Below are 13,516 nucleotides of genomic sequence, written 5' to 3'. Positions count from 1 at the left end.
GGGCGGCGGCTCCGCCTACCGGGGCGCGCAGGGGGTGGACCCCAAGCGGCTGGAGCAGATCAAGGCGCTTTACGGCTTCGACAAGCCGCCGCACGAGCGCTTTTGGCAAATGCTGCGGCAGTTCGCCCGTTTCGATCTGGGGCAGAGCTTTTTCCAAAACAAGCCCGTGGCGCAGCTGATCTGGGAGAAGCTGCCCGTGTCCATGAGCTTGGGCCTGTGGACCTTCGTCATTAGCTATGCGGTGGCCGTGCCCCTGGGGGTGGCCAAGGCCGTGCGCGCGGGCTCGCGGTTCGACGTCGTCACCTCCCTGATCGTCCTTGTGGCGTATGCGATTCCGGGCTTCGTGCTGGGGGTGGCGCTGCTGGTGATTTTCGGCGGACAGTTGCAGTGGTTTCCGCTGCGCGGGCTGGTCAGCGACCATTGGGCCGAGCTGTCGTGGCCGGCGCGGATCGTCGATTACCTGTGGCACATCACGCTGCCGGTGCTGTCGATGGTGCTGGGCAGTTTCGCCGTGACCGCGATGCTGACCAAGAATGCGTTTTTGGAAGAAATCCGCAAGCAGTACGTCCTGGTGGCGCGCGCCAAGGGCCTGAGCGAGCGACAGGTGCTCTGGAAGCATGTGCTGCGCAACGCGATGATCCCGATCGTGACCGGCTTTCCGGCCGCGTTCATCGGCGCGTTTTTTACCGGCAGTCTGTTGATCGAGACGCTGTTCTCGCTCGACGGCCTGGGGCTGCTGAGTTACGAGAGCGTGATCCGCCGCGACTACCCGGTGGTCATGGGCACGCTGTTTTTGTTCACGCTGATCGGGCTGGTCACCAAACTGGTCAGCGACCTCTGTTACGTGTGGGTGGACCCCCGTGTCAAGTTCGATTGACGCTTCGCACGCGTCCCCAAGCCCGGCGCGACGGGCCTGGCGGCGCTTCGCGCGCAACCGGCTCGGCTGGTGGAGCCTGGTGCTGTTCGTGGCGATGGTGGCCGCCAGCCTGTTGGCCGAAGTCCTGTCCAACGACCGCCCGCTGCTGGTGCGCTACGAGGGCCAGTGGTACCTGCCGCTGCTGCACGACTACCCGGAAACCATTTTTGGCGGCGACCTCGAGGCACCCACCGACTATCTGGACCCGTATGTGCGCGAACGCCTGACGACGGGGGGCAACTGGGCGCTGTACCCGCCCAACCCGTATGGCCCCCAGGCGCTCAACTACTGGGCACCGGGGCCGCACCCCGCGCCGCCCAGCCGCGCCAACCTGTTGGGCACCGACGACCGCGGGCGCGATCTGCTGGCGCAACTGATCTATGGTTTTCGCATCAGCGTGCTGTTCGCGCTGGCGCTCACCGCCATCGGTGTGGTGCTGGGGGTGCTGGCCGGTGCGGTGCAGGGCTATTATGGCGGCCGGCTCGATTTGACGATGCAGCGGCTCATCGAGATCTGGTCGTCGATGCCAGAGCTGTATTTGCTCATCATCTTCAGCGCGGTGTTTGCCCCCAGCGTCACGCTGCTGCTGGTGCTGCTGAGCCTGTTTGGCTGGATGGGGCTGGCCGACTATGTGCGCGCGGAGTTTTTGCGCAACCGCCAGCTCGACTATGTGCGCGCGGCGCGGGCGCTGGGGCTGTCGCACGCGGCCATCATCTGGCGGCATGTGCTGCCCAACAGTCTGACCCCGGTGGTGACGTTCCTGCCCTTTCGCATGAGCGCGGCGATCCTGGCGCTGACGTCGCTGGACTTTCTGGGGCTGGGCGTGCCGCCCGGCACGCCGTCGCTGGGCGAACTGCTGGCCCAGGGCAAGAACAACATCGATGCGTGGTGGATTTCGCTGTCCACCTTTGGTGTTCTGGTGCTGACGTTGACGCTGCTCACCTTCATGGGTGACGCGCTGCGCGATGCGCTCGACCCCCGAAAGGCCGACTGATGGACAGGCAGGTGACCCCGTTGCTGACCGTACGTGGCCTGCGCGTCGCTTTTGGCGGACGTGCCGTGGTGCACGGCATCGACTTCGATGTGGGGGCGGGCGAGAAGGTGGCCCTGGTGGGGGAGTCTGGATCGGGCAAGACGGTGTCCGCGCTGAGCCTGCTGCGGCTGTTGCCCGACGCCCGTGTCGAGGGCGAGGTTCGCTTCGACGGGCAGCCGCTGCTCACGCTGCCGGAGCGCGCGCTGCGCGCCTTGCGCGGCGATGCGGTGGCGTATGTTTTTCAGGAGCCGATGACGGCGCTCGATCCGCTGTACCCCCTGGGGGAGCAGATCGCCGAGGTGCTGCTCCTAAAGCGGGCGCTGCTGCCGCGGCAGGCCTGGGCACGCGCGGTGGAGTGGTTGGCACAGGTCGGCATCGACGACGCCCCACGCCGGGCGCGTCAGTATCCCCATCAGCTCAGCGGCGGGCAGCGCCAGCGCGCGATGATCGCCATGGCGCTGGCCGGCGAGCCGCGCCTGTTGATCGCGGACGAGCCGACCACGGCGCTGGATGCCAGCCTGCGGTTGCAAATCCTGGCGCTCCTGGAGGATTTGCAGCGCCGCCTGGGGCTGGCGGTTTTGTTGATCACGCACGATCTGAACCTGGTGCGGCGTTTTGCCGACCGTGTGGTCGTGATGGAACAGGGGCAGGTGGTCGAGGCGGGGCCGGTGGCCCAGGTGTTTGACGCGCCGGCGCATCCCTACACGGCGCGCCTGCTGGGCAGCCGCCCCGTGCGGCCCGAATGTCTGCAAGCGGATGCCCCCGCCGGGGACGCCCCCCCATGCCTGGAGCTGGACGGCGTGAGCGTGACGTACCGTGTGCCGCGCCCCGGGTGGCGGGGGTGGTTTTGCGCCGGGCAGTTCCCCGCAGTGCATGGGGTGTCGGCCCGGCTGGCGCCCGGCCGCACGCTGGGGGTGGTGGGGGAGTCCGGATCGGGCAAGTCGACGCTGGCGCTGGCCGCTCTGGGCCTGCTGCCGGTGCAGGGCCGCCTGGCGGTGATGGGCAGGGCCTGGCAGGGCGGGGCGATGGACCGTCCTCTGCGCCGCGATGTGCAGGTGGTGTTTCAGGATCCGTTCTCGTCGCTGTCGCCGCGCCTGACGGTCGAGCAGATCGTCGAAGAAGGCTTGCGGGTGCACGAGCCGCGGCTGTCCGCGGCCGAGCGGCGCGAGCGCGTCGTGGCCGCCTTGCAGGAGGTTGGCTTGCTGCCCGTCACGGCGACGCCTGCCGAGGTCGCCGCGTGGTTGCAGCGCTATCCCCACGCTTTTTCGGGCGGGCAGCGGCAGCGCATCGCCATCGCCCGCGCGCTCATCGTGCAACCGCGCATGCTGGTGCTGGACGAGCCGACCAGCGCCCTGGATGTCACGGTGCAGCGGCAGGTGATCGAGCTGCTGCTGCGCTTGCAGCGCGAGCGCGGCCTGTCGTACCTGCTGATCACCCACGACGTGGATGTGGTGTGGGCGATGGCGCACGATGTGTTGGTCATGCGCGCTGGCGCCGTGGTGGAGTTGGGGCCTGCCCTGCAAGTGCTGCGCGCGCCGCGCGAGTCTTACACCCGCCAGTTGCTCGAGAGCGCCGCTCCCCTGGCGGCTTGATCCCCTGACGACTCGATGGCGACAGCGGCGGCCCGCGGGCACCGTACCGTGCAACGGTTGTGGTCCAATTCGGGGCGGGGCCGCCATGCCGTCACGGAGGCGGTCCGTTCGATTTCTGCGTGATCTCCGGGAGAGGTTCTCATGATGACCCCATCGCCCCCACCCGCCGTCGCCGGTGACCGGCAGCCCGCGTTTGCCATCGGCTGGGCGGCACCACTGCGGTGGCTGCGGCTGGGATGGCGCGACTATGTGACCAATCCCCTGCCGGGGGTGCTGCACGGCGGCATGATGGCGCTGTTCGGGCTGATTCTGTGGCTGGCGCTGCGCGATGAGTTCTGGCTGCTGGCCGGTGCGTTTTCCGGGTTCTTGATCATCGCGCCGGTGCTGGCGTCGGGCCTGTATGCGGTGAGCCGTTATCTGGAGCGCGGCGAGAAGGTGTGCTGCGCCGAAGTCGTGCGGCTGTGGTCGTCGGGCGATCGACGCTTGATGACCTTTGGGCTGCTGCTGGGGCTGGCGGGGACCGGATGGGTGCTCACCTCGGCGGCCCTCATCACGCTGTGGGCCCCTGCGCCGGTGCAGCGGCCGATGGACTTCGTGCAGCATGTGGTCCTGGCCCAAGGGGTGGGGCTGTTCGAGGTCTGGCTGCTGCTCGGGGCCTGGCTGGCCGCGCCGGTGTTTGCCTCCAGCGTCATGACCCTGCCCATGCTGGTGGACACGCCCACGCCGCTGTGGCATGCGGTGGGCGAGAGTTGGCGGGCTGTTGGTAGCCATCCGGTGGTCATGGGGGTCTGGGCGGTGTGCATCGTGGCGCTGGTGGCCCTGGGCATGGCTCTGGCCATGGTGGGCTTGGTGCTGACGGTGCCGGTCGTGGCGTATGCCAGCTGGCACGCCTATCGGGATTTCGAGCGGGCCGGGCTGATTCGGCCGCTGCGAGGGTGAAGGGCGCGATGGACGGGACGTTGTTTGGTTATACCGAGGCGCAGGTAGCGCAGTTCGGGCTCACTTTTGGGGTGGGAGCCTTCATTTTGTACATGCTCTTCATCGTCTTCAATCTGGCGCGTGAGTCCAGGGCGGGCAAGTTCGGCACCTTCGTGCTGTTCCTGGTGTTGTCGCTGGGGATGCTGGGGTTCCTGGCAAAGAACGTGATTCAATGGATACTGGGGATGTAGCATTCGCCGGCGTCCTCCGGCGACCCACATCTGGCTGACCCCTATGGCCCCCAACGCCCAATTTGCGATTCCGAACCGCGATACCGACGAAACCTACGTTGCGGGGCAGCCGAGCCTGCCCGTGGCCGTGGAGGGGTGGAATCGGCGTGTCGTGAGCGGCGCGTTGGTGGATTTTCAGCCGGAGGGCGGCGTGCTCAAGATTCTGGTCGAGGCGCCGCATCGCCTGTTGTCGTTGCGCTTCAACCAGGTCAAGCGCTTGCGCGTGGACCCGCGGGACGCGCCCGCGTCGCTGGACGCTGCGTCGGGGTATGCGGACGAGGTGCTGCACTCCTTCGTGGTGCAGCTGAGGGATGGGTCGGTGTATGCAGGGCTGTGCCATGGCTGTCGACGCACGCCGCACGGGCTGTGGGTGTTCCCCAAGATGGCGCTCGAGGGCGATCCGGAGCGCGTGTTCCTGCCCAAGAGCGGCATCGTCCGCTACGAGGTGCAGAGCCGGCACGGCGGCCTGCTGGCAGACAGCGGCTTCAGTGAGACGCTGCTGAGCGCCACCGAAGAAGTGTCTCCGGAATCGCTGCGGCACATCGAGGTCTCGATGGTCGAGAACCTCGAGCAGCTCAAGGCCGCGCTGCAGCGGCAGGCGACGCTCAAGCCCGTGCCTATCGGCGAGGCCCTGATGGGCCTGGGCAAGATCGCCCCCGAGCAGTTGCTGCGCGCGCTGGAGCGCCAGAAGGCGCAGCCCAAGACCCCGCTCGGTCAGACGCTGGTCGAAATGGGGCTGATCCAGCCCGCCGATCTGCAGGTCGCGCTGGCGCGCAAGATGGGCTATCCCTTCGTGGATGTCCGCAAGTTTCCACTGGACGCGGCGGCGCTGCGGCTGGTGCTGATGGTGCTGGCCATTCGACTGCAGGTGCTGCCGATTGCCATCCTGGGCGCGTCGGTCGTGGTCGCCATGCCGGATCCGCTGCAGTTCAAGGCAATCGACGAGCTGGAGTTCACCGCACAGCGCAAGGTGATCCCGGTGGTGAGCTCGGCCGCCGACCTGCGGGCCAAGATTGCGGAGGCCTACCGCGCCATCGGCCTGGGGGATGAGGCCGTGCCGGCTGCGGTCGAGCCCGTCAAGCCGTCCGTGGCCCCCGCATCCAACGTGGAGGCATGGCAACTGGCCGTCGAGCTGGCTGGAGAGGCCTCATTGCAAGGCGTCGACGAGCGGCCGATCGAGCAGTCGGACAATACGCTGGTCAAGCTGGTCAATTCGATGATCGTCGAGGCCTTCCATCAGCGCGCGTCCGATATCCACATCGAGCCGTATCCTGGGCGGGAGAAGGTGATCATCCGCTTCCGGGTCGACGGCGAGCTGCGCCCTTATCTGGAGTTGCCCGCCAACTACCGCAATGCGCTCATCGCCCGCATCAAGGTGATGTGCAGCCTCGACATTTCGGAGAGGCGCAAGCCGCAGGACGGCAAAATCCATTTCCGCCGCTTCGGGGGGTTGCCGATCGAGCTGCGCGTGGCCACCATTCCAACCACCGATGGGCTGGAGGATGTGGTGATGCGCATCCTCAACTCGTCGGCGCCCATGCCGCTGGAGGGGCTGGCGCTCGCCCCGCGCAACCTGGCGGCCATCGAGCAGATTCTGCAGCGGCCGTATGGGTTGTTCCTGTGCGTTGGCCCGACCGGATCGGGCAAGACCACGACGCTGCATGCCGCCTTGCAGCGGCTCAACACGCCCAAGCGCAAGATCTGGACTGCCGAGGACCCGGTGGAAATCACCCAGCGCGGACTGCGTCAGATCCAGGTCAATGCCAAGATCGGCTGGACGTTCGCCAACGCGCTGCGCTCGCTGTTGCGCGCGGACCCGGACGTGATCATGGTGGGCGAGATCCGCGATGCCGAGACGGCCGAGATGGCGATCGAGGCCTCGTTGACGGGGCATCTGGTGATGTCCACGCTGCACACCAACTCGGCGGCCGAGACCATCTTGCGCCTGGGCGACATGGGGGTGGATCCGTTTTCGTTCGCCGACTCCTTGCAGGGCATCCTGGCGCAACGGCTGGTGCGCCGGCTGTGCTCGTCCTGTGTGCAGCACGAGCCCGTGACCCCGGAGCGGCTGCGCGAGCTGGTGAACGACTACCGCGCGCAACTGCCGGACGACCATCCCTTGCAGGGGCCCGACGCGCTGGAGCGGGAATGGCGCCAGCGCTTCAGCCGCGATGGCCAATTGACGATCGCGCGGTCCCCGGGTTGCCGGGAATGCGGGCAGACGGGGTACCGCGGCCGCCTGCCGATGCACGAGCTGTTGATCGCCAGCCCCGAGCTGCGTCGCCTAGTGCAGTCCCGCGCGCGCCCCGCCGATATCCAGGCGCAAGCCATCCGCGAGGGTATGCGAACCCTGCGACAGGACGGCATCGAAAAGGTGCTGATGGGGCTGACCACCCTGGCCGAGGTGCGCGCCTCCAGCAACCTGTGACGCGGACCGGGTGCCGCCCGGGGCCGGGCCCGGAACCGTCCCCCTGCGCCGAGCCGGCTCAGCAGCCGCGGGTGATCGGCATCTCCACCTCCGGCGCGCACACCCGATGCTTGGCCAGCTCCAGCTTGGCGATCGCATTGCGGTGCACCTCGTCGGGGCCGTCCGCGAGCCGCAGTGTGCGCTGGTTGGCGTAACTGCGCGCCAGCGGCGTGACCTGCGACACGCCGGCACCGCCGTAGGCTTGGATCGCCCAGTCCAGCACCTGGCAGGCGACGTTGGGGGCAACGACCTTGATCATCGCGATCTCGGCGCGCGCGGCCTTGTTGCCCACCGTGTCCATCATGTACGCGGCCTTGAGCACCAGCAGCCGCGCCTGCTCGATCATGCAGCGGGCTTCGGCGATGCGCTCCTGCCAGACGGTCTGCGCGGCGATTGCCTTGCCGAAGGCGACGCGCTCGTTGAGCCGGCGGCACATCAGCTCCAGCGCTCGCTCGGCCGCGCCGATCGAGCGCATGCAATGGTGAATGCGCCCGGGGCCGAGCCGCCCCTGCGCGATTTCGAAGCCGCGCCCCTCGCCGAGCAGGATGTGGTCGGCCGGCACGCGCACGTCCTTCAGCTCGATTTCCATGTGGCCATGCGGCGCGTCGTCGTAGCCGAACACCGAGAGTGCCCGCACGACGCGGATGCCGGGTGTGTCGGCCGGCACCACGATCATCGACTGCTGCGCATGGCGCGGCGCATCGGGGTTGGTCTTGCCCATGACGATGTAGACCGCGCAGCGCGGATCGCCGGCACCGGACGACCACCACTTGCGCCCGTTGATGACGTAGTGGTCGCCGTCGCGCTCGATGCGGCACTGGATGTTGGTGGCGTCCGAAGAGGCCACCTCCGGCTCGGTCATCAGGAAGGCCGAGCGGATCTCGCCGCGCAGCAGCGGCTCCAGCCAGCGGTCCTTGAGCGCCTCGCTGGCGTAGCGCTCCAGCGTTTCCATGTTGCCGGTGTCGGGGGCGGAGCAGTTGAACACCTCCGCCGCCCACGGCACGCGGCCCATGATCTCGCACAGCGGCGCGTATTCGAGGTTGCTGAGTCCCTCCGGCGCGCGCGGGGAGTTGGGCAGGAACAGGTTCCACAGGCCGGCGGTGCGCGCCTTGGGCTTGAGGTTTTCGATCAGGCGCGTGGGGACCCAGGCGTTGCCGGCGGCGCGGTTGGCCTCGACCTCCGCCTCGAATCGCTCCTCGTTGGGGTAAATGTGTTCGTCCATGAAGGCCATCAGGCGTTCGCGCAGGGCCTGGACGCGGGGGCTGTAGGCAAAGTCCATCGGGGTCTCCGGGGTCAGGTCAGGGGAGGGGAGCTCAGCGCGCCTGTTGCGCGAAGCGCCAGGCCAACTGGGCGAGGGGGCGGGCGCCGGCCGCGCTCTGGCGGGCCTGGGCGCTGGAGGCGATGCCCAGCTCGACACGCTTGGCGATGCCTTGCAGGATGGCCGCCAGGCGGAAGGCGTTGTAGGCCAGGTAGAACGGCCAGTCGCGGCGCAGGGCCTCGGGGGTGGCAAAGCCGGTTTGCTCGCAGTAGCGCTCGATGTACTCGTCCTCGGACGGGATGCCCAGGGCCGCCCAGTCCAGCCCGGCGATGCCGCGGAAGGCGCCGGGTTCGATGTGCCAGGACATGCAGTGGTAGCTGAAGTCCGCCAGCGGATGGCCCAGCGTGGACAGCTCCCAGTCCAGCACCGCCACGATGCGCGGCGCCGTAGGGTGGAACATCAGGTTGTCCAGGCGGTAGTCGCCATGGACCACGCTGACCAGCCGTTCGTCGCGCGCCATGTCGGGCAGGTGGGCGGGCAGCCAGGCCATGAGCGCGTCCATCTCGGGGATGGGGTCGGTGATGGAGGCGACATACTGCTTGCTCCAACGCGCGATCTGGCGCTCGAAATAGTTGCCGGGCTTGCCGTAGTCGGCCAGGCCCACGGCCTGCACGTCCACCCGGTGCAGGGCGGCGAGCACGCGGTTCATTTCCAGATAGTGCGCGCGGCGCTGTTCGGGGGCCATCCCGGGCAGCGACTGGTCCCACAGCACGCGGCCATCGACGTGCTCCATGACGTAGAAGGCGCGCCCGATGACGGACTCGTCCTCGCACAGCACATGCATGCGCGCCACGGGCACGTCGGTGGCGGCCAGGGCTTGCATGACGCGAAACTCGCGCTCGATGGCGTGTGCCGACGGCAGCAGCTTGGCAACCGGGCCGGGCTTGGCGCGCATGACGTACGCCCGCCCCGGGGTGACGAGGCGATAGGTCGGATTGGACTGCCCGCCGGGAAACTTTTCGATGGACAGCGGCCCGGCAAAGCCCGGCAGGTGCGCCGTCAGCCAGCGCTCCAGCGCGGCGACGTCCAGGGCGTGGCTGGCGGAGGTATCAGCGGGAGAGGGGGATTCGGGCATGGCAGGCAGGGGAAAAAGTCGACCCACCCGCCATGCGGCCGGGGGTCAGGGTTCGGATTCGACGATACGCATGAGCTGGCCACGGTCGCGGATCACCAGGCCACCCGGCTCGATGCGGATGGCGCCGTCGCGCTCCATGGCCTTGAGCTCCTGGTTGACGCGCTGGCGCGACGCGCCGAGCAACTGGGCCAACTCTTCCTGAGCGAGTTGCAGGCCGATGCGCGTCTCTTGCCCGTTGGACAGGCACGGCACGCCGTAGGAGCGGCACAGGTGCAGCAGCTGCTTGGCCAGCCGCGCGCGCAGGGGCAGGGTGTTCAAGTCCTCCACCAGGCCGAACAGCGTGCGAATGCGCCGCGCCTGCAGGCGCAGCAGCGCTTCGTACAGCTCCACATGCTGGTCCAGGATTTTTTGCAAATCGCTGCGCGCCACGCACAGCAAGGTCGTCGGACCGTGGGCGTAGGCGTCGTGGGTGCGCGCATCGCCGTCGAACATTGCGACGTCGCCAAACCACACACCCGGCTCCACATAGGTCAGCGTGATCTGCTTGCCTGTGATGGAGGTGGAGCTGACGCGCACGGCACCTTTGGCCACGGCGGTCCACAGCGCCGGCGGATCGCCGCGCGCGGCGATCAGATCGCCGTCCTGATAGCGTTTGACGAAGGCGCATCGGAGGATGTCGTGCCGAAGCGACGGTGAAAGACTGGAAAACCAGCGACCTTGGTTGATCGCTTCCCGTTCTTCCATTGTCAGAATGGGCTCGTCGAAGGGCTGTCGTATGAGCGACTTGGACATCATGGGTTTGTCTCCTCGGTGACCCGCACCGGCCGGTGTGGCGCAGGGGCCCGCCAGCGGCGCAGTCGGTCCACTCAGCGGTATTGGGCGGCGCGCTTGTCCAGGAAGGCAAGGATGCCTTCGCCCGCGTTGGGGTGGTGTAGGTTGCGCACGAAATGGTCGCGCTCGTCGCGCAGTTGCGCCGGCAGCGATTGCGTGAGCGCATCGTTGGCCAGTGCCTTGATGCTGGCCAGCGCGTTGGGGGCCTTGGCGTTGAGGCGTTCGGCCAGGGTCAGCGCATCGGCAAGTGCCGCGCCCGGGGCGCTGACCGTGGTGACCAGGCCGAGCTGGTGCAGCCGCTCGGCGCCAACGCGCTCACCCAGCATCAGCAGCTGCAGCGCGGTGGCACGCGGTAACTGGCGCAGCAGGCTCCAGGTGGCTCCGCCGTCCGGCGACAGCGCCACGTTGACATAGGCCATCACGAACACCGCATCGCGCGCGGCCACCAGCAGGTCGCACGCCAGCGCCAGCGAAAACCCCGCCCCGGCGCAGGCGCCCTCGACCGCGGCGATGACCGGCTTGGGAAAGCTGCGGATCGCCTCGATCCAGCTATGCAGTGCCTCGATGCTGTCGGCCTGCACCTCGGGCGGCTGCTGCCGGTTGGCCAGCAGCCGCTGCAGGTTGCCGCCCGCGCAAAAGGTGCCGCCGTCGCCGGTGAGGATGACGCTGCGCACTTCGGCGTTGCGCTCGGCAGCGATCAGCGCCTCGATGCCGGCGACGTAGATCTCTGGCGCCAGCGCGTTGCGCTGCTCGGGGTTGTGGATCGTCAGCACCAGTGTGCCGCCGTGGCTGTGGCTCTTGAGCGTGGCGGTCATCGCATCACTCCTCCGGGTGCAGCAGGCTCAGGCCCAGCGCGCCGCGGCGGCGCAGCCACGGCGCGGGGCGGTAGCGCGGATCGCCGTAGACGGTCTGCAGGTTGAACAGGATCTCCAGCACGCTGGCCGCGCCGACGCGGTCGCCCATCGCCAGCGGCCCGGCCGGGTAGCCCAGGCCCAGCGTGACGGCGGTCTCGAGGTCGCCGGGGGTGCAGATGCCCTGTTGGCAGATGTCGGCGGCGATGTTGACGATGGTGGCCACCACGCGCTGCGTCACGAAGCCGCCGCTGTCGCGGATGACGCTGACCGGCTTGCCGTCGCGGGCGAACAGGGCGTGTGCCGCGGCGCGCATGTCGTGGCGGGTGGCGGGGTTGGTGGCCAGCACGCGGCGCTTGACGGCGCCATCCGGCAGCAGCATGTCGATGCCGACGGTGCGGCCGGGGTCCAGCCGCTCCACCGCCGCCACCGTCGTGACGTCGTGGCCGACAGGGGCCACCACGATCAGCGCCTGCTCGGACGGCTGGGCGGCGGTCTCGATCGTCGCGCCCAGATCCTTCAGCAGCTGCAGCAGCTCCGCGCGGCGCGCGGCACGCGGCGGCACCCACACCGGCGGCAGCGCCTCCGCCACCGGCACGGGCGGCTCCGGCGGCATCTGCGCCTGCCCATCGACATAACGGTAGAAGCCTTCGCCCACCTTGCGCCCGACCACCCCGCCGGCCAGCCGCTGCGCCGCGATCACGCTCGGGCGAAACCGCGGCTCCTCGTAATACTGGTGGTAGATCGACTCCATCACCGGCTGCGAGACGTCCAGCGCCGTCAGGTCCAGCAGCTCGAACGGTCCGAGGCGAAAGCCCATCTGATCCTTCAGGATGCGGTCGATGGTGGCGAAGTCGGCCACACACTCGCCGGCGATGCGCAGCGCCTCGGTGATGTAGCCGCGCCCGGCGTGGTTGACGATGAAGCCCGGCGTGTCCTGCGCCATCACCGGGGTGTGGCCCATCTCGCGCGAGAAGGCGGCCAGCCGTTCGCCCACCGCCGGGTCGGTCTTGAGGCCGCGGATGACCTCCACCACCTTCATCAGCGGCACCGGGTTGAAAAAGTGAAACCCGGCCAGTCGCTGCGGGGCGCGCAGCCGGCTGCCGATCGCCGTCACCGACAACGACGAGGTGTTGGTGGCCAGCACCGCGTCCGGGGCGACGACGTCTTCGAGCTGGCGGAACAGGTCTTGCTTGACATCCAACCGCTCGACGATCGCTTCGATGACGAGGTCGCAGCCGGCGAGCGCCTCCACGCCCGCCGCCGGCACCAGCCGCTGCAGGCACGCCGCGGCGTCATCCGCGGTCATGCGGCCCTTGGCCACCAGCTTGTCCCAGGTATCGCGCAGGGCGGTGCGGGCCGCCTCCACCGCCTCGGGTCGGGCGTCCACCAGGTGCACCGTGCTGCCGGCCTGGGCGGCAATCTGGGCGATGCCCCGACCCATGGCGCCGGTGCCGACGAGGCCGATGTTGCGGAAAGTCAAACGGTTGAAGGCTTGGGGCATGCTCAATACGGTATCGTTTGGAACGGATGTGACAGAATCGGCCAGCCAGAATGCGTCTCAAAGCGCGTATCGGCCAGTCCACAGGAATCCCCGCATGCACCCCAAATCCGCGTTGATCAGCTTGCTGCTCGTGGCGGCCGTGCAGGGTCGCGCCCAGTCGCTGGGGGCGGTGCAGGGCGCAGTCATTATCGGTCGACCGCTTGATATTGTGGTGCAAAGCCCGGGGGCCACGGGGGACGACACCGGCGCCCAATGCGTCCAGGCGGACGTCCGCTATGGCGAGATGCGCCTGAGTCCGTCGGACGTCAGCGTCACTGTCGAGCGCGACGTGGCGCAGGGCACGGGCGCATTGCGCGTGCGCTCACGCCTGCCGGTCAATGAGCCGTTCGTCACCGTCGAACTGCGCGTCGGCTGCCCCATGCGGTTCACCCGCGCGTACACGCTGTTGGCGGATGTGGAGCCGGTGCGGCCCGGGCCCCCGCCTGCGGTGGCGGCGCCCGTTCTGGCGCCGACGGCTACCTCGGTGCCGACGGATCGACCCGGCGCGGCGCCCGTCGCACCGGCCAACCCCGGTGCCCCCGTCGCGCGGAACCCGGCACCGGAAACCCCCATCCGGTCGCTGACCACGGCCCCGCGCCCGGCCGGCGTGGCGCGCCTGGCCTCCAAGGTCAAACCGGTGGCTGCGACGGTCCCTGCGGTGCGCGAGGCGACTGGAGAGGCC

At 68.7% G+C, this 13,516-nt stretch carries 12 protein-coding genes; 7 read left to right on the top strand and 5 right to left on the bottom strand.

Annotated elements, in window-relative coordinates:
- From V7026_RS08945 to V7026_RS08920, 6 genes are all read left to right on the top strand, one after another.
- A partial coding sequence (locus V7026_RS08945) for an ABC transporter permease subunit (protein ID WP_334155041.1) occupies nt 1-877 on the top strand: 877 nt, incomplete at its 5' end.
- Nucleotides 861-1,910, top strand: coding sequence for an ABC transporter permease (locus V7026_RS08940; protein ID WP_334155040.1), 1,050 nt, complete (start codon nt 861-863; stop codon nt 1,908-1,910). The genes V7026_RS08945 and V7026_RS08940, both read left to right, overlap by 17 nt.
- Nucleotides 1,910-3,541, top strand: coding sequence for an ABC transporter ATP-binding protein (locus tag V7026_RS08935; protein WP_334155039.1), 1,632 nt, complete (start codon nt 1,910-1,912; stop codon nt 3,539-3,541). The genes V7026_RS08940 and V7026_RS08935 overlap by 1 nt, the downstream gene beginning before the upstream one ends.
- Before the next feature lie 144 nt (nt 3,542-3,685).
- On the top strand, nt 3,686-4,480 hold the full coding sequence (locus V7026_RS08930; RefSeq protein ID WP_334155038.1) for a DUF2189 domain-containing protein: 795 nt from the start codon (nt 3,686-3,688) through the stop codon (nt 4,478-4,480).
- Between the two features lie 8 nt (nt 4,481-4,488).
- Nucleotides 4,489-4,710 carry a DUF2788 domain-containing protein gene (locus V7026_RS08925; protein ID WP_334155037.1) on the top strand — a complete coding sequence of 74 codons (222 nt, stop codon included), beginning with the start codon at nt 4,489-4,491 and terminating at the stop codon, nt 4,708-4,710.
- 43 nt (nt 4,711-4,753) lie between these two features.
- A complete protein-coding gene (locus V7026_RS08920; RefSeq protein WP_334155036.1) occupies nt 4,754-7,177 on the top strand; it encodes a GspE/PulE family protein in 2,424 nt (807 codons plus the stop codon).
- 58 nt (nt 7,178-7,235) lie between these two features.
- On the opposite strand, the gene V7026_RS08915 is transcribed toward V7026_RS08920, so the two are convergent.
- From V7026_RS08915 to V7026_RS08895, 5 genes are all read right to left on the bottom strand, one after another.
- Nucleotides 7,236-8,495, bottom strand: coding sequence for an acyl-CoA dehydrogenase family protein (locus V7026_RS08915; protein ID WP_334155035.1), 1,260 nt, complete (start codon nt 8,493-8,495; stop codon nt 7,236-7,238).
- A 34-nt stretch (nt 8,496-8,529) separates the two neighbouring features.
- Nucleotides 8,530-9,609: a phosphotransferase gene (locus tag V7026_RS08910; protein WP_334155034.1), complete on the bottom strand. Its 1,080-nt coding sequence runs from the start codon at nt 9,607-9,609 to the stop codon at nt 8,530-8,532.
- Between the two features lie 45 nt (nt 9,610-9,654).
- Nucleotides 9,655-10,401 (bottom strand): Crp/Fnr family transcriptional regulator, encoded by a 747-nt coding sequence (locus V7026_RS08905; protein ID WP_334155033.1) that lies wholly within the window; start codon nt 10,399-10,401, stop codon nt 9,655-9,657.
- Nucleotides 10,402-10,475: 74 nt separating this feature from the next.
- Complete coding sequence (locus tag V7026_RS08900; protein ID WP_334155032.1) at nt 10,476-11,255, bottom strand: oxepin-CoA hydrolase, alternative type; 780 nt, start codon at nt 11,253-11,255, stop codon at nt 10,476-10,478.
- Between the two features lie 4 nt (nt 11,256-11,259).
- Entirely contained in the window at nt 11,260-12,795 is a 1,536-nt protein-coding gene (locus tag V7026_RS08895; RefSeq protein WP_334155031.1) for a 3-hydroxyacyl-CoA dehydrogenase, read from the bottom strand.
- A gap of 112 nt (nt 12,796-12,907) precedes the next feature.
- Here V7026_RS08895 and V7026_RS08890 point away from each other — a divergent pair.
- On the top strand, nt 12,908-13,516 hold a 609-nt coding region (locus tag V7026_RS08890), incomplete at its 3' end, for a type IV pilus assembly protein FimV (protein WP_443082334.1).

Origin of the sequence: Tepidimonas sp., assembly GCF_036825565.1 — a bacterium.
Taxonomy (GTDB): Bacteria; Pseudomonadota; Gammaproteobacteria; order Burkholderiales; family Burkholderiaceae_C; genus Tepidimonas.
This window is presented reverse-complemented; position numbering and strand designations above follow the sequence as displayed.

What these genes read in the sequence shown, in the direction of transcription:
- V7026_RS08895 (WP_334155031.1), bottom strand. Translation starts at nt 12,795, where the DNA reads ATGCCCCAAGCCTTCAACCGTTTGACTTTCCGCAACATCGGCCTCGTC.
- V7026_RS08930 (WP_334155038.1), top strand. Translation starts at nt 3,686, where the DNA reads ATGACCCCATCGCCCCCACCCGCCGTCGCCGGTGACCGGCAGCCCGCG.
- V7026_RS08920 (WP_334155036.1), top strand. Translation starts at nt 4,754, where the DNA reads ATGGCCCCCAACGCCCAATTTGCGATTCCGAACCGCGATACCGACGAA.
- V7026_RS08900 (WP_334155032.1), bottom strand. Translation starts at nt 11,255, where the DNA reads ATGACCGCCACGCTCAAGAGCCACAGCCACGGCGGCACACTGGTGCTG.
- V7026_RS08910 (WP_334155034.1), bottom strand. Translation starts at nt 9,609, where the DNA reads ATGCCCGAATCCCCCTCTCCCGCTGATACCTCCGCCAGCCACGCCCTG.
- V7026_RS08935 (WP_334155039.1), top strand. Translation starts at nt 1,910, where the DNA reads ATGGACAGGCAGGTGACCCCGTTGCTGACCGTACGTGGCCTGCGCGTC.
- V7026_RS08915 (WP_334155035.1), bottom strand. Translation starts at nt 8,495, where the DNA reads ATGGACTTTGCCTACAGCCCCCGCGTCCAGGCCCTGCGCGAACGCCTG.
- V7026_RS08925 (WP_334155037.1), top strand. Translation starts at nt 4,489, where the DNA reads ATGGACGGGACGTTGTTTGGTTATACCGAGGCGCAGGTAGCGCAGTTC.
- V7026_RS08905 (WP_334155033.1), bottom strand. Translation starts at nt 10,401, where the DNA reads ATGTCCAAGTCGCTCATACGACAGCCCTTCGACGAGCCCATTCTGACA.